This is a genomic window from Sphingomonas silueang, from assembly GCF_040049155.1.
In the GTDB taxonomy this organism is placed as follows: domain Bacteria; phylum Pseudomonadota; class Alphaproteobacteria; order Sphingomonadales; family Sphingomonadaceae; genus Sphingomonas; species Sphingomonas silueang.
Genome location: NZ_JBDZDK010000004.1, coordinates 161,148 through 175,978, shown reverse-complemented (window position 1 = coordinate 175,978; position 14,831 = coordinate 161,148). Strand labels below are relative to the sequence as shown.

The following is a 14,831-nucleotide window of genomic DNA, read 5'->3' as shown; positions in this document are numbered from 1 at the left end:
CAGGCTCCTATCTCGCGCGCTCGTAGACTTCCAGCCGGTCGCTGCCAAGGTGGCGGGCGTCGTGCAGCCGCCAGCGGCCATGCGCCTGGGCCAGATCGGCAAGGCCGATGTCGGGCAGGGTCCGCCCATGGCCGATCAGGATCGGCGCACGGTAGAACAGCAGCCGGTCGACCGCATCGGCGCGCAGCAGCGCGGCGGCGGTGGCGGCGCCGCCCTCGACCAGCACATGGTCGCCCGTCAGGTCGCCCAGCGCATCGATCGACGGCAGCAGCGTGAAGCCCGGCACGGTCACGCTGTCCGCCGACAGCATCACGCGCACCGGGCTGCGACCCTCCAGCCCCGGCAGCCGCACGTCGAGGCGCGGGCGATCGATCTCGGCGGTACCGCGTCCGACGAGGATCGATTCGTGGCGACTGCGTTCCAGATGCCCGTGCGCGCGTGCTTCAGGACCGGTGATCCACTGGCTCTGCCCGTCCTGCCGCGACACCGCGCCGTCGAGCGACATGGCGAGCTTGAGCGTGACGAACGGCCGGGCGAGGCGGCGGCGGGTGAGGAATCCCGCCATCGATCGCGCGGCGGCCCCGGCGCGCAGGCCGACCTCCACCGCGATTCCGGCGGCGCGCAGCCGGGCGATACCCTGCCCGTTCGTCCGCGGATCGGGATCGGTCAGCGCCACCACCACCCGCGCCACGCCGCTTTGAACCAGCAGGTCGGCGCAGGCGGGGCCGCGCGGCGAGACATGGGCGCAGGGCTCCAGCGTGACATGGGCGGTGCCGCCGCGCGCACGCTCGCCCGCCTGTGCCAGCGCCATCGCCTCGGCATGGGGGCGTCCGCCGGCCTGCGTCCAGCCGCGCCCGACGACGCAGCCCTGCGCATCGGTCACGACGCAGCCGACATTGGGATTGGGCGCGGTCCGCCCGCGCGTGCGCTCGGCCAATGCCAGCGCCGCGTCCATGTGGCGCGGATCGGGCGGGGGCAGCGTCAGATGCCCCAGCTGTTCAGCTTGTCGTCGATCCGCTTCCATTCGGCCTGGCGCTTCGCCCGCTCACGCTCGAACTCCTCGGTGGCGACGCGCTGTTTCTCCATGTCGATCTTCTGCTGGGCGATGATCTCCGCATCGCTGCGGTTCAGCGGCCAGCTTTCGACATAGATAATTTCCTTCTTGTACGGCCGCTCGAAGTGCGAATCGTGGACGAAGCCCCAGCCGATCACCAGCACGATGCCGATCGACAGCAGCAGGAACCACCATTCATAGGGGCGCCGGGTCCGCGCATAGCCGATGAAATCGCGGATCGCGTGCAGGGGCGAGAACAGGCGAAGCAGACTCATGATGCTGCCCAAGATAGGCGGATGCAGCCCGCTTCGCCAGTGGCCAAGCCCCCCCGCCCCCTATCCGTCCGCGAGGGTGAAGCGCACCGTCATCTCGCGCCAGCTTTCGACCGCTACCCCGTCGCGTGTCGCGGGGCGGAACCGCCAGTGCGACAGGGCGCGACGCCGGGTCGCGACGAAGAAGGCGTCGCTGGTCGCGCTGACCTGCTCCACCGCAGTGACCCGCCCGTCGGTGCCGATCCGCACCCGGACGACGACCACCCCGTCACGCCCCAGATTGCGCTCGAACGGCGGATAATCGGGCTGGAAACCGGCGCGGTAGCGCGGGTCGACGCTGGCGTCGGTCAGGACCGGCGGCGCGGGGGTGGCGACCGGCGCGCGCTCGCCCGCTCCCAGCCCCTCGCCCATGCTGACCGGCGCGATCTGGAGCGGGGGGCTGGGCGGAAAGACCGGTGTGCTCTCGATGCCCGGCCCCGGACGGGGGGTCGTCGCGGGCGGGAAATAGGGCAGTTGCTGCGGGGCCGGATCGGCGACGCTGCGGGGCGCGGGCGGCGGCGGGGTGACGGGTTCGGGCGGCGGCGGATCGACGGGGATGTTCACCGCCTCGAACGGTTTCCATGGTTCGCGAAACACGGTCGTCGTCGCCATCGTCGTCAGCAGCGCCAGTGCCGCGCCGTTGATCGCGATCGCCACGCCCAGCCCGGTCGGGCTGAGGCCTTGTCTTCCCAGATATGCCATTGCGTCCGCTCCTCGATATCGTCTCCCGGCCATGATCGGCATGGCGCAGGAGATACCCGTTCGAGCGGCGTGTAAAGCTGCCGTGCGCGTCAGGCCCAATATCCGATCCGCTCAGGCGGATGCGGTGCCGGCCCGCTCCCTCACCCGGCCACCCACGCAAGTATCCTGATGGGTGGCCGGGTGGGGGAGCGGGCCGGCACCGCCCTGATCCAGCCTCGCTGGATCAGACCCGAAGCCGCGCCACCGCCCGTTCGCGCCCGATCAGCGGCAGCAGCGCGCCCATGTCCGGGCCATGTTCCCGCCCCGTCAGCGCGAGGCGCAGCGGCAGGAACAGCGCCTTGCCCTTGCGCCCGGTCGCCGCCTTCAGCGCGGCGGTCAGTTCCGCCCACGGCGATTCCCACGGCACGGACTCCGCGATGTCGGCGGCGGCATCGAGGAACGCCCGGTCCGCCGGGTCGACCGGCGCGGCGTCGGGCGTGCCGGTCACGACCTGCCACCAGTCGGCGGCATCGGCGACGCGATCGAGATTGCCGCGCACCGCTTCCCACGCCGCCGCGTCCATGTCGGCGGGCAGCGCATGGCGTACCCGCCCGAACGGCAGCTGGTGGACGATCCGCGCATTCAACTGCGCCAGCTCGCCCTCGTCGAACCGCGCGGGCGCGCGACCGAAGCGGGCGAAGTCGAAGCCGTCGACCAGCGCCTGCCGATCGACCATCGGTTCCACGGGATCGCTGGTGCCGAGCCGCGCCAGCAGCGCGACGATCGCCTCCGGCTCGATGCCTTCGTCGCGGAAATGATCGATCCCGAGCGAGCCGAGCCGCTTCGACAGCTTGCCCTCGGCGCCGGTCAGCAACGCCTCGTGCGCGAAGGCGGGCGGGGTCGCGCCCATCGCGGCGAACATCTGCATCTGCGTCGCGGTGTTGGACACATGATCCTCGCCGCGCACGACATGGGTGACGCCCATGTCCACATCGTCGATGATCGAGGGGAGCAGATAGAGCCACGACCCGTCCGCGCGGCGGATCACCGGATCGGACAGCAGCGCCCCGTCGAAGCGCTGCGGCCCCCGGATCAGGTCGTCCCAGACGATCGGTTCGGCGTCGAGCCGGAAGCGCCAGTGCGGGCGCCGCCCCTCGCCCTCCAGCCGCACGCGATCCTCGGGCGTCAGCTTCAACGCCGCGCGATCATATACCGGCGGCAGGCCGCGCCCGGCGAGAATCTTGCGCCGCAGGTCGAGTTCCTCGGGCGTCTCATAGGCCGGATAGATGCGGCCCGCCGCGACCATGTCGGCGAACACCGCCTCATAGCGGTCGAACCGCGCCGACTGGCGTTCCTCGCCGTCGGGCGTCAGACCCAGCCAAGCGAGATCGGCACGGATCGCGTCCACGAACCGCTCCTCGCTGCGGGCACCATCGGTATCGTCGATCCGCAGCAGGAACCGCCCGCCGTGCCTTTGCGCGAACAGCCAGTTGTGGAGTGCGGCGCGCAGGTTGCCGATGTGCAGCGTGCCGGTGGGACTGGGGGCGAAGCGGGTGACGATCATGGCGTCGCCTGTAGGGAGCCGTCGCGCCAGCGGCAACCGCATCAGCGGCGCGGCAGTCCGGCATCGGTCAGTATCGTCTCCACCTGCGCAAGTTGCCCTGGCGCGAACGCATGAAGCGGTATGAAATAGGCGAGCAGATCATTGCTGTAGAGTAGCAGCGCGTCCCGCCCGGTATGCCAATACACCAGCTCGTTCCACGGCAGCGCAATATCCGCGCGCACGCTTCGCTGGCGGAACCCGGTCGCATCCAGCGTAGTGCGGTGTTCGTGGTGCAGCGTGCGCTGTTGCGCAAACAGGCGGCGCGCGCGACGCGGCAACAACAGGCGGTTGATGCCGATGCAGGCTGCCAGCCCGGCTAGCCCGCTCACCACACCGCCGCCTGCCGCGACCAGCGCCGTGGGCCAGCGCTCGCCCAGCGCCAGCAGCACGACCAGCAACGCCGCCCCGACCACCGCGACCAGCAGCGCCATACGCCCCCAGAACCGACGCGACCGCAGCGAACGCGCGAACATCGTGCGCTGGACCGCGACATAGTCCGCTGCCGTCGGCGTGAACACGACCTCGACCATCCCAGTCATCCCTTCGCGTCACATGGGTTTCACAATCCGTCCGCGCCCTCTATGGCGCGCGCATCCTTTTTCATCATGGACGGGCGCACCCATGAAGCTGCTGGCGGGCAATTCCAACCTTCCCCTGTCGACCGCGATCGCGGACTATCTCGAAATCCCGCTGACCAAGGCGAGCGTGCGGCGCTTCGCCGACGAGGAAATCTTCGTCGAGGTGCTGGAGAACGTCCGCGGCGAGGACGTGTTCGTCGTCCAGTCGACCAGCTATCCGGTCAACGACAATCTGATGGAGATGCTCATCATGATCGACGCGCTGAAGCGCGCGTCGGCGCGGCGCATCACCGCCGTGATCCCCTATTTCGGCTATGCGCGACAGGACCGGAAACCCGGCCCGCGCACGCCGATCTCGGCCAAGCTGGTCGCCAACATCGTGACCGAGGCGGGGGCCGACCGCGTGCTGTGCGTCGATCTCCATGCCGGGCAAATCCAGGGCTTCTTCGATATCCCGACCGACAATCTCTATGCCGCGCCGGTGATGTCGGAGGACATCAAGACCCGCTTCGGCGAGCATAACCTGATGGTCGTCTCGCCCGACGTCGGCGGCGTGGTGCGCGCGCGCAGCCTCGCCAAGCGGCTCCACAACGCTCCGCTGGCCATCGTCGACAAGCGGCGCGAGCGTGCGGGCGAATCGGAAGTGATGAACATCATCGGCGATGTCGAGGGGCGCTTCTGCGTGCTGATCGACGATATCGTCGATTCGGCGGGCACGCTGTGCAACGCGGCGGCGGCGCTGAAGGCGGCGGGCGCGGTCGGCGTGGTCGCCTATTGCACCCACGGCGTGCTCTCGGGCGGCGCGGTGGCGCGGGTCGAGGCGTCGGCGCTGGAGGAACTGGTCATCACCGATTCGATCGGCAACCACGACGTGATCGCGCAGGGGACCAAGATCCGCCACCTGACCATCGCCCCGCTGCTGGCCGAGGCGATCCGCCGCATCGCCGACGAATCGTCGGTGTCGAGCCTGTTCGACTGATATGCGAACCGCCGCCGGAGGATGCTCCGGCGGCGATGCTGCCTCAGCGGCGATAGCCGGGGCGGTTGTTGCGGTCGTTCTTGTCGACCCGCACCTTGTACGACAGCGCGTCGAAGCGGCGCTGCAGGTCGCGGCGCTCGGCCAGCGACAGGCCGTTCGAGCGGCGGTAGCGCTGTTCGAGGCTGGCGATCTGGCGGAATTCGGCGCGCAGGTTCACCGCCTCGCGACGGCTCAGCGCGCCGCTGCGGATGCCCTGGTCGATGCGCCGCTCGATCTGCGCCTGACGCTGGTTGATCGACTGCCAGCCCGGCTGCGCGGCGGCGGGAAGCGCGGTGGCGGCGACGCCGGCGGCGGCCAGGATCATTGCGAACTTCTTCATCGGTTTCCTCCTCTTGGGTGACAGGGAAGGTAGGAAACCCGTGTCGCGCATGTTTGTCGCAAGTGCCGGAAAACTGTGTCGAACTGTCGCAACCATACGCGGTTCGTTCAGCTTTTCGGCATTCCGGTCCATCCGAACCGCTTACCCGTTCGTCCCGAGCGAAGTCGAGGGACGTGCCGCAAACGCCGCGCACCGTGTCTCGACTTCGCTCGACACGAACGGTTGCCGGACAGGGGGAGGCGGGCAGTGGAACCCGCTACAGCGCGCTCGTCAGGCGGCAGATGTCGGGGCGGATGTCGCCGTCGCGCGCCGTCGGCCCACGCAGCTCGAACAGCAGGTTGGCGGGCTTGCCGCGCACCTGCCGCGGCCACGGCGTCAGTCCCGCGCCCGACGGATCGCCGCTCTTCGCGAAGGCGACCCAATAGTCGAGCATCGACACCGGCCCGGCGGGCCGCATCCCGAACACGAACGGGATTTCGGCGGCATGGGTCGTCGGCCCCGCCCCCCCGTCGCCCGCGATGTCAAATTCGTAGCGCCATACCGGCCAGCCGCGCGCGGCGAGCAACGTCGCCAGATTGTTCGCCGGGCAGCGGAAGGTGGCATCGGTCGCGATCTGCTGTTCGCGCGTGCCGAGCCGGGGATGCGGCGCATCGTCGGGCTGGTCGAGACGGTAGAAGCCGCGCGCGCTTTCCGCATTAGCCCCGAACGAGAGGTCGACGAAGCCGTCGCGCGCCGCGCGCCCGCCGGGCAGGTCGAGCTCGAGCATGTTGCTGCCGATGATGACCGGCTTGCGCGGGGCGGTGACGAACAGCTTGTCGGGGCTGTCGGGCAGCACCGCGCCGTCGATCGTCGTGCGCAGATAGAGATAGTCGTCGGCGGTCAGCTTCGCATCGTGCAGCTTCAGGTCGGCGGCGAGCAGCGCATTGGCCGACGCCCCCCGCAAACCCGCCGTACCTTGCGTGCCCAGCAGCGAATCGAGCTGGTCGCCGATGCGGAACGCCTCTTTCAGCGGTCGCCACGGCAGGCCGAAGCCCGGCGTACCCGATTCCATCGCCGCCTTGGCGAACAGCCCGCGCGCCAGCGGCGAAGCGAGCAGCAGCGATACGTCCTGCGACCCCGCGCTCTCGCCCGCGATGGTCACATTGTCGGGATCGCCGCCGAACTTGGCGATATTGTCGCGGACCCAGCGCAGCGCCGCGATCTGGTCCATCAGGCCGTAGTTGCCGCTGTTGCCGCCCGCCTCTGCGGCCAGCGCCCGGTGGGGCAGGAAACCGAAGATGCCGAGGCGATACTGGAGCGCGACGACCACCACCCCCTTCGCCACCATCGGCGCATAGACCATGCCGTCGCCCGATCCAGCGCGGTTGCTGCCGCCGTGGATCCACACCACTACCGGGGCCTTGCCGGTCATCGACGGCGTGCCGACGTCCAGCGTCAGGCAATCCTCGCTCGCGCGGACATGATGCGCGCGGTTCCAGCCATAGTCGTTCTGGAGGCAGGCGGGCGGCTGCGCAGTCGCAGGGCGGATGCCGGTCCATTCGACCACCGGCTGCGGCTCGCGCCAGCGATTGGCCCCGAGCGGCGGCGCGGCATAGGGCAGGCCGCGAAAGATCGTGCGGTCGGGGAGCACCTGCCCCTCGACGATCCCGCCCGACACCGACACGCGGGGCGGGACGGGCGCGGCGGCAGGCGGCACCTGTTGCGCGACGACCGCCACCGCGGCGAGCGCCGCGAGCCCGAGGGAAACACCGATGAATCGTCCGCCGGTCACGCTGCGTCCCCTTCGTCTGCCCGGCTTCGACCGGTTCGCCCGCGATGTGCGGCATCCGGCATCGGCGGGCAAGCCCGCGCGGCCGGATCAGCCGCGCGGATGCCCGCCGCTCACTTCCTGCAGGGCAAGGTCACGTCCGCCGTCGTGCCGAGCAGCACGCGGGCGATGCTGACCGTCATGCGTCCGTCGGTCGACAGCACGAACGGCGTATCGACCGTGCCCATGTTCACATTGCCTGCGAAGCATTTCAGCGGCACGCCGACCGTCTTCCACTGGCCCGCCGGCAGCAGGTCGAGCTGGCCGAGCGGCACGGTGCTGCCGCCCGCACCGGTGCGGATGCCGAGGGTGACGGGCCGGGTCGGCGCGGCATCGACGCGCATCGTCGCCAGTAGCATCACGTCGCCGTTGGTCTGGCGCAGCAGGTCGACCGGCGACTGGGTGCGCAGCACGATCTCCGCCGGGCCGCTGCCGTCCACCTCGAACCGGCGCGCGCCTTCCTGCACGCCGTAATCGGTGGCGCTCACCTTCACCCGGCCGCCGCCCGACTGGGCGGGCACGGTGGTGACGCGGGTGTTGCCGCCGGTCCCGGCCCCGCCGACCTCCAGCGACCATGCGGTCGCGGGCAGGCCCTTGTCCATGAACACGCCGCCCGAATCGGCTTCGGTCACGCGCGGGTCCTCGCTCAGCACCGGCACCGTCGTGCGGCTCGCCCCCGACAGGCCATAGCCGAGCGGAAACTGGGTCGGGCCGGTCGCGTCCGCCGTGGCGGGCCATGCGAAGGACAGCTTGCCGGTGAAATCGCGACGCACCTTGCCGTCGGGCGCGCGGAACAGCACGTCGGACACGCCCTCGCCCTCCGACCCCGGCAGCCATGCGACGACGAAGGCGTCGGCGGCGTTGATCGCCGGGTTCACGAACAGCGGACGCCCGGTCAGCATCACCGCGACGACCGGAATCCCCTGCGCCTTCAGCTTCTTCATCGTCTCGATCGGCGCGCGCTGCTCCGGGCGGAGCTGGAGCGATTTGATATCGCCCTGGAACTCGGCGTATTGCGTCTCGCCGAACACCACGATCGCGACGTCAGGCTTCGCACCGGTGAAGCTGCCGGTCGGCGACAGCATCGCGCTGCCCCCCGCCGCCTTCACCGCGCCGTCGATCCCCTTGTAGATCGAGGTCGCGCCGGGGAAATATTTGGGGTCGATGCCCGTCCCCTGCCACGTCAGTGTCCAGCCGCCCGACTGGCGCGCCACGTCATCCGCGCCGTCACCCGCCACCAGCACCCGCGCGCCGGGCTTGAGCGGCAGCAGCGAGCCGTTGTTCTTGAGCAGCACCAGCGACTTGGCCACCGCCTCGCGCGCGATGGCGCGGTGCTCCGGGCTGCCGAGCAGGTCGAACCTGCCCGACAGCGCCCGGGTCGAGGGCTTGCCCACGTCGAACAGCCCGGCGCGCAGCTTGACGCGCAGAATATTGGCCACCGCATCGTCCAGGCGCGCCATCGGCACCTCGCCCGACTTCACCTGCCGCACGAGGCTTTCCCACATCGGCTTCCAGCTGTCGGGCGCCATATACATGTCGAGCCCGGCGTTGATCGCGCGCGGGCAGCTGGCGTTGGTGCAGCCCGCGACCTGGCCATGCGCGTTCCAGTCGCTGACGATGAACCCGCCGAAGCCCATGCGCTTCTTCAGCACATCGGTCATCAGCCCCTTGTGGCCGGTGATCTTCTCGCCGTTCCAGCTCGAAAAGCTGGCCATGACGGTCTGCACGCCCGCGTCGATCGCCGCGACATAGGGGGTGCCGTGGATGTCGCGCAGCGTGGTTTCGGGGATCTTCGCGTCGCCCTGATCCTGCCCGCCGAAGGTGCCGCCGTCGGCGAGGAAATGCTTGGTCGAGGCGAGGACATACGGACCCTTCAGCTGACCCGTAGAGCCCGGCGCGCCCTGCAACCCCTCGATGAACTGGGTGACATAGCTCGCCACCAGCTTCGGATCGGACGAATAGCCCTCGTATGCGCGGCCCCAGCGCAGGTCCTGCGGCACGGTGATGGTGGGGGCGAAGGTCCATTCGATGCCGGTCGCGCGGATTTCCGCCGCCGTCGCCTGCGCGATCTTCCGCATCAGCGCCGGGTCGCGCATCGCGCCCAGCCCGACATTGTGCGGGAACAGCGTCGCGCCGACGATGTTGCTGTGGCCGTGCACCGCGTCGGTGCCCCAGATCACCGGAATGCCGACGCCGCCGTCCGACGTATCGACCGACGCTTCATAGAAGCGGTCGGCGAGCTTCAGCCATTCGGCGGCGGGAGCGAACTCGTCGTTGTTCGGGGCGGAATTGCCGCCGTTGAGCACCGAGCCGAGGTGATAGCGCTTCACGTCCGCGGGTGTCAGGCTGGCGATGTCGCCCTGGATCACCTGCCCCACCTTTTCCTCGACCGTCATCCGCTTGATGAGGTCGGCGATGCGCGCTTCCATCGCCGCATCGGTCCTGTACGGCCAGTTGGCGCGCGGCCAGATCTCGGGATGCGCGGTGGCGGCGGGCGGCGGTGCGGGCACGGTCTGCGCCCCTGCGGGCAGCGCCCCGCCGAAAGCGGCCATGGCGGTGCACATCAGGAACATTCTGGCCGGTGTCATCGCATCACTCTCCCTGGGGACCGCCCGCTGTCGTTCCGGGGCGCTGGCCGGTGGATCGCTAAAATAGACAGCGTTGTCAATCTCGAACTGCGGTGATGGTGGAACGCGCTGCCGTCCGCCTATTTACGATTTCATATTTGCTTTTTCGCTGCATTGCTGCAACGCTGCCGGGTATCGAGGGCAGACGTTTTTCAGGGGTGGGGATGACGATGGACACCGGCACGCAGTCGGACGGCAGCGGCGTGCCGTTCGCCGGGATCGAACTGGGCGGCACCAAATGCGTCTGCACGCTGGGATTCGGCCCGGGGGCGATCCTGGCGCAGGAAACCGTCCCCACGACCCATCCCGACGAGACGCTGCCCGCGATCGCCGCCATCCTGCGCCGCTGGCGGGATACGCACGGCTTCGGCGCGCTCGGCATTGCCAGCTTCGGGCCGGTCGATCTCGATCCCGCCTCGCCGACCTGGGGGCACATCCTCGCCACGACCAAGCCCGGCTGGCCGATGGCCGATGTCGCCGGACGGCTGACCGCCGGGTTCGACGTGCCCGTGGCGTTCGACACCGACGTGAACGGCGCGGCCTTCGCCGAGACGCGCTGGGGGTCGGGCAAGGGTCTGGACGACTTCGCCTATGTCACCATCGGCACCGGGGTCGGCGTGGGGCTGCTGGTCAACGGCGCGCCCACGCGCGGGATCGGCCATGCCGAGATCGGCCATCTGCGCGTGCCGCGGCTGCCGGGCGACACGCTGCCCAGCGGCTGCCCGTTCCACGACGATTGTGTCGAGGGACTGGCATCGGGCACCGGCATCAAGGCGGCGCTGGGTGACGTGCATGTCTCGACCATCCCCGCCGATCATCCGGTCTGGGACCGGGTCGTGTCGGCGATCGTCGCCATGTGCCATGCGATGGTGGCGACGACGGGTCCGAAGCGGATCGCGATCGGCGGCGGGGTGATGAACAAGCAGCCGCACCTGCTGCCCCGGATCGAACCGGCGCTCAGGGCCAGCATCAACGGCTATCTGCCGCTGCCGACCGCGGGCGGCTATGTCGTCGCCCCGGCGCTCGGCGATCAGGCGGGGCCGCTCGGATCGATCGCGCTGGCACAGCGCGCGCTCGCCGCCGCGTGAAGCGTGGCGGGGGCGCGCAGCCCCCGCCCGCCCGGATCAGTGCAGGCTCTTCGCCGAGGCGATGTTGCGCACGCCCGTCCGCCCCGCCGCCACCGCAAAGGCGCACAGCAGCGCATAGCAGATCGCGGGCACCACAAAGGCGAAGCCATGGCTGGTTGCGCCCGACACGAGCCCCACGATCAGCGGGATCACCGCCCCCCCGACGATCGCGGTGCACAGCAGCCCGGAGGTCGCCGCCTCGCTCGCGGTCGAGCGTTCGAGGGTCAGCGTGAAGATCACCGGGAACATGATCGAGTTGAACAGCCCGATCGAGAGCGCGACGAACCCCGCCGTCACCCCGCCGACGAACGCGACATAGAGACACATCGCCACCGCGATCGCGGTGAACAGCGTCATCAGCCGGTGCGCCTTCACCTTGGAGAGCAGCACCGATCCGATCGCGCGGCCGACCATCGCCCCGCCCCAGTAGAAGGCGACCGCCTTGCCCGCTTCCTGGAGCGACACGCCCGGCACCCCGTCGTCGCCCATCGCGAAGCCGAGCAGCGGCACGCCGAACGCGGCGTTGGAGGTGCCCCATACGGTATCCGCGTTGAGGAACAGCGCCATCTGCGTCCCGATCGCGACTTCCGCACCGACATAGATGAAGATCGCCGACGCGCCGAGCAGCGCCCATTTCGACGCGAACGCTTCGCTGAGCAGCGTGCCTGCCGAGGGGACGGCGGCGGGTGTCGCGGGCACCGCCGCCGACACCACCTTGCGGCTGAGGAAGAAGAACAGCGCCAGCGCCGCGATCAGCCCGGCGATCCAGAAATAGGCCCGGTCGATGCCCGCCAGCGCGCCCGCACGCACCGCGTCGGTCAATACCGTGCCGTCCTTCACCTCGACCCCTTCGAGGAACAGGCTGGCGCCGAGCAGCGGCCCGAGGAAGGTGCCGAACGAATTGAACGTCTGGCTGAGCGTCAGGCGGAAGTGGCTGAGCTTCGGATCGCCGAGCGCCGCCGCCAGCGGATTGGCCGCGACCTGCAACACGGTGATCCCGGCCGCGAGGATGAACAGCCCGGCCAGCACCAGCGGGAACACCGCGAGGTTCGCCGCGACCAGCATCGTCAGGCAGCCGACGACCATCGTCACCAGCGCGAACAGGATCGAGGGCACCGCCTTCAGCCGCGCCAGCAGGATCGCGGCGGGCATCGAGATCAGCCCATAGGCGAGGAAGAACGCCGTCGCCGCGAACTGCGCCTCGAAGTCGGACAGGGTGAAGATGCCCTTCACCGCCGCGACCAGCGGATCGATCAGCGAGGTGATGAACCCCCATGCGAAGAACAATGTGGTGACGGCGGCGAACGCCAGCCCCGTGGTGGCGGAACCCGCCTGTTTGACAGCCAACCGGCCTCTCCCTTGTCCGACAAATTAAACTTTCATTTTATCTTATTCGCTGTCGGGCAAGCGGGATAGAGGCTATCGACGTGCGTCCAGCATCGCGACGATATCGGCGGCGAGTGCCGAGAGGGTGTCGTCGCGCGCGCCCATCACGACGATGCGGTCGCCCGTCCGCGCCTGCGCCGCCAGATGCGCGGCGGCGGCGGCGCGATCGGGGATGTGCCGCGCGGGTGCGCCGATGACGGTCAGGTCGGCGACGATGTCGGCGCTGGTGACTTCCCGCTTGACCGTGCCGCCGCGATAGACCGGATCGGGCAGCACCAGCAGGTCGTCCGGCGCCAGATCGCGCGCGAACATCGCCACCAGTTCGCGGCGCATGACCCGGAGCGGGCCATAGCCGTGCGGCTGGAACAGCAGCAGCAGTCGGCCCGGCTGGCTGCGCAGCGTGGCGATGGTGGCGGCGATCTTGTCGGGGTTGTGGCCGAAATCGTCGAGGACGGTGACGCCCCCCGCCTCCCCCACCCGCTCGAACCGGCGCTTCAGCCCCACGAACCCGGCGATCGCCTGCACCGCATCGCCGAGCGGCACCCCCGCCGCCGCGACCGCGCCCAGCGCCGCCAGCGCATTGGCGATGTTGTGCCGCCCCGGCACCGCCAGCCGCACGGCATGCGTGCCGTCCTTCGTGACGAGGGTGAAGCGGCTGGCATAGGGCTCCAGTACCGGATCGGTCGCGACCAGATCGGCCTCGCCCTCCACCGCGAAGGTCGTCCGCCGCTCGGCCGGGATCGCCGCCGCCAGCGCCGCCGCCTCGCCGTCACCGATGTTGACGACCGTGTGGCGGGCGCGATCCGCGAAGCCGCCGAACAGCGCGCGCAGCTCGTCCAGCGTCTTGTGGTCGAGGCTGACGTTGTTCAGCACCGCCACCGACGGTCGGTAGAAGGCGATCGACCCGTCGCTCTCATCCACCTCGCTGACGAAGGCGTCGCCGGCCCCGACCAGCGCGCTGGCGAAGGGGCGGTCGGGGGCGACCAAATTCTTCATCACCGCGCCGTTCATGACGGTGGGATCGCGGCCCAGCATATGGAGGATATGCGCGATCATGCCGGTGACGGTCGACTTGCCGCTGGTGCCGGCGACGCCGATCGGGAGTGCGGCGGCATTGAACAGCTCGGCGAGCAGTTCGGCGCGGCCCATCCGCCTTGCCCCCACCCGATCCGCGGCGACGACATCGGCGACGGTCGGCTCGATCGCGGCGGAGGCGACGACGATCTGGTCGGCCGATACGATGCCGCTGCCGTCCTGCGGGAACAGCGCGATGCCCGCGGCGCGCAGCGCATCGAACTTGGCCGGGAGCGTCGCCTGGTCGAGGCTGCGGTCCGAACCGGCGACGGTCGCGCCGCGCCCGGCGAGGATGAGCGCGAGGGGCAGCATGCCCGAACCGCCGATGCCGACGAGGAAGAAGGATTTGCCGTGGAGCATCGTGCGGCGCTATCGCCATGGGCTCAACGAGGCAAGCGGGGTTGCGGACATGCGGATCGGGGTCGTCGCACCGGCGCGGCGGGTGGACGAGGAACAGATGGCGCGCACGCAGGGCTATGCGGCGCTGACCTGGCCCACGCTCGACCTCGTGGTGCACCCGCAATGCTTCCTCGATGCCGGGCATTTCGCGGGCACCGACGAACAGCGCGCCGCCGCCTTCCTCGAATTCGCCAACGATCCCGGCTTCGACGCGATCTGGTTCGCGCGCGGCGGATACGGATCGAACCGCATCCTGAGCACCGTCATGCCGCAGCTGAACCGGGCGGCGGCGAACAAGGCCTATGTCGGCTTTTCCGACATGGGGTTCCTGCTCGGCGCGCTCTATGCCCGGCGGATCGGGCGACCGGTGCACGGGCCGATGGCGGCGCAGGTCGGCAAGGCGGGCGGCACCAACAGCGCGGCGCGATCGCTGGCATGGCTGGTGGAGGGCGACCGGCGGGTGCTCGCCCCCGAACTGGACGGGCGCCCGACCGTGGCGTTCAACCTCGTCATCCTGTGTTCGCTGGTCGGCACGCCGTGGCTGCCCGACCTGACCGACCATGTGGTGATGGTGGAGGAGGTCGGCGAGGATCTCTACCGGCTCGACCGGCTGTTCTTCCAGCTGGCGGCGTCCACGCAGTTGAAGGGGATCGCGGGGCTACGGCTGGGTGCCGTCACCGATCGCAGCGCCGACGACACGGGCTTCGGCGAGAGCGAGGAACAGATCGTCACCCGCTGGGCGCGCGAGATGGGCGTGCCCTATCTGGGGCGGGCGACGATCGGCCATTATGCGGCGAACATGGTGGTGCCGTTCGGGGTGGCTTGA

Annotated in this window: 13 protein-coding genes; 3 read left to right on the top strand and 10 right to left on the bottom strand. The window is 69.9% G+C overall.

Annotated features, from left to right (window positions below; genetic code table 11):
- Positions 1–7: 7 nt before the first annotated feature.
- The 5 genes from ribD to ABLE43_RS06205 all read right to left on the bottom strand — a co-directional run bounded on the left by ribD (position 8) and on the right by ABLE43_RS06205 (position 4,179).
- On the bottom strand, positions 8–955 hold the full coding sequence (ribD, locus tag ABLE43_RS06225; protein WP_348977701.1) for a bifunctional diaminohydroxyphosphoribosylaminopyrimidine deaminase/5-amino-6-(5-phosphoribosylamino)uracil reductase RibD: 948 nt from the start codon (positions 953–955) through the stop codon (positions 8–10).
- A gap of 26 nt (positions 956–981) precedes the next feature.
- The gene (locus ABLE43_RS06220) at positions 982–1,329 is read right to left on the bottom strand and encodes a hypothetical protein (protein ID WP_348977609.1); all 348 of its coding nucleotides are present in this window, start codon (positions 1,327–1,329) and stop codon (positions 982–984) included.
- A gap of 60 nt (positions 1,330–1,389) precedes the next feature.
- Positions 1,390–2,067, bottom strand: coding sequence for a TonB family protein (locus tag ABLE43_RS06215; protein ID WP_348977608.1), 678 nt, complete (start codon positions 2,065–2,067; stop codon positions 1,390–1,392).
- A gap of 223 nt (positions 2,068–2,290) precedes the next feature.
- Positions 2,291–3,610, bottom strand: a complete 1,320-nt coding sequence (gene gltX / locus ABLE43_RS06210; protein WP_348977607.1) for a glutamate--tRNA ligase — start codon at positions 3,608–3,610, stop codon at positions 2,291–2,293.
- A gap of 41 nt (positions 3,611–3,651) precedes the next feature.
- Positions 3,652–4,179, bottom strand: a complete 528-nt coding sequence (locus tag ABLE43_RS06205) for a YcxB family protein (protein ID WP_348977606.1) — start codon at positions 4,177–4,179, stop codon at positions 3,652–3,654.
- Between the two features lie 91 nt (positions 4,180–4,270).
- Between ABLE43_RS06205 and ABLE43_RS06200 the strand changes: the two genes are divergently transcribed.
- Complete coding sequence (locus ABLE43_RS06200; RefSeq protein WP_348977605.1) at positions 4,271–5,206, top strand: ribose-phosphate pyrophosphokinase; 936 nt, start codon at positions 4,271–4,273, stop codon at positions 5,204–5,206.
- A 43-nt stretch (positions 5,207–5,249) separates the two neighbouring features.
- Here the strand turns inward: ABLE43_RS06200 and ABLE43_RS06195 are convergent, their stop codons facing one another.
- The 3 genes from ABLE43_RS06195 to ABLE43_RS06185 all read right to left on the bottom strand — a co-directional run bounded on the left by ABLE43_RS06195 (position 5,250) and on the right by ABLE43_RS06185 (position 9,980).
- The gene (locus ABLE43_RS06195; protein WP_348977604.1) at positions 5,250–5,585 is read right to left on the bottom strand and encodes a hypothetical protein; all 336 of its coding nucleotides are present in this window, start codon (positions 5,583–5,585) and stop codon (positions 5,250–5,252) included.
- A gap of 256 nt (positions 5,586–5,841) precedes the next feature.
- Positions 5,842–7,356 carry a carboxylesterase/lipase family protein gene (locus ABLE43_RS06190; RefSeq protein WP_348977603.1) on the bottom strand — a complete coding sequence of 505 codons (1,515 nt, stop codon included), beginning with the start codon at positions 7,354–7,356 and terminating at the stop codon, positions 5,842–5,844.
- A 110-nt stretch (positions 7,357–7,466) separates the two neighbouring features.
- Positions 7,467–9,980, bottom strand: a complete 2,514-nt coding sequence (locus ABLE43_RS06185) for a glycoside hydrolase family 3 protein (RefSeq protein ID WP_348977602.1) — start codon at positions 9,978–9,980, stop codon at positions 7,467–7,469.
- 203 nt (positions 9,981–10,183) lie between these two features.
- Here ABLE43_RS06185 and ABLE43_RS06180 point away from each other — a divergent pair, with 203 nt between their 5' ends.
- Positions 10,184–11,107, top strand: a complete 924-nt coding sequence (locus ABLE43_RS06180) for an ROK family protein (protein WP_348977601.1) — start codon at positions 10,184–10,186, stop codon at positions 11,105–11,107.
- 36 nt (positions 11,108–11,143) lie between these two features.
- Here ABLE43_RS06180 and ABLE43_RS06175 read toward each other — a convergent pair whose 3' ends face one another.
- Together ABLE43_RS06175 and ABLE43_RS06170 are read right to left on the bottom strand one after the other, a co-directional pair.
- On the bottom strand, positions 11,144–12,493 hold the full coding sequence (locus ABLE43_RS06175; protein ID WP_348977600.1) for an MFS transporter: 1,350 nt from the start codon (positions 12,491–12,493) through the stop codon (positions 11,144–11,146).
- A 72-nt stretch (positions 12,494–12,565) separates the two neighbouring features.
- Positions 12,566–13,966, bottom strand: a complete 1,401-nt coding sequence (locus ABLE43_RS06170) for a glutamate ligase domain-containing protein (RefSeq protein WP_348977599.1) — start codon at positions 13,964–13,966, stop codon at positions 12,566–12,568.
- Between the two features lie 49 nt (positions 13,967–14,015).
- On the opposite strand from ABLE43_RS06170, the gene ABLE43_RS06165 reads away from it, so the two are divergent.
- The gene (locus ABLE43_RS06165; protein ID WP_348977700.1) at positions 14,016–14,831 is read left to right on the top strand and encodes an LD-carboxypeptidase; all 816 of its coding nucleotides are present in this window, start codon (positions 14,016–14,018) and stop codon (positions 14,829–14,831) included.

What these genes read in the sequence shown, in the direction of transcription:
- ribD (WP_348977701.1), bottom strand. Translation starts at nt 955, where the DNA reads ATGGACGCGGCGCTGGCATTGGCCGAGCGCACGCGCGGGCGGACCGCG.
- ABLE43_RS06220 (WP_348977609.1), bottom strand. Translation starts at nt 1,329, where the DNA reads ATGAGTCTGCTTCGCCTGTTCTCGCCCCTGCACGCGATCCGCGATTTC.
- ABLE43_RS06215 (WP_348977608.1), bottom strand. Translation starts at nt 2,067, where the DNA reads ATGGCATATCTGGGAAGACAAGGCCTCAGCCCGACCGGGCTGGGCGTG.
- gltX (WP_348977607.1), bottom strand. Translation starts at nt 3,610, where the DNA reads ATGATCGTCACCCGCTTCGCCCCCAGTCCCACCGGCACGCTGCACATC.
- ABLE43_RS06205 (WP_348977606.1), bottom strand. Translation starts at nt 4,179, where the DNA reads ATGGTCGAGGTCGTGTTCACGCCGACGGCAGCGGACTATGTCGCGGTC.
- ABLE43_RS06200 (WP_348977605.1), top strand. Translation starts at nt 4,271, where the DNA reads ATGAAGCTGCTGGCGGGCAATTCCAACCTTCCCCTGTCGACCGCGATC.
- ABLE43_RS06195 (WP_348977604.1), bottom strand. Translation starts at nt 5,585, where the DNA reads ATGAAGAAGTTCGCAATGATCCTGGCCGCCGCCGGCGTCGCCGCCACC.
- ABLE43_RS06185 (WP_348977602.1), bottom strand. Translation starts at nt 9,980, where the DNA reads ATGACACCGGCCAGAATGTTCCTGATGTGCACCGCCATGGCCGCTTTC.
- ABLE43_RS06180 (WP_348977601.1), top strand. Translation starts at nt 10,184, where the DNA reads ATGACGATGGACACCGGCACGCAGTCGGACGGCAGCGGCGTGCCGTTC.
- ABLE43_RS06170 (WP_348977599.1), bottom strand. Translation starts at nt 13,966, where the DNA reads ATGCTCCACGGCAAATCCTTCTTCCTCGTCGGCATCGGCGGTTCGGGC.
- ABLE43_RS06165 (WP_348977700.1), top strand. Translation starts at nt 14,016, where the DNA reads ATGCGGATCGGGGTCGTCGCACCGGCGCGGCGGGTGGACGAGGAACAG.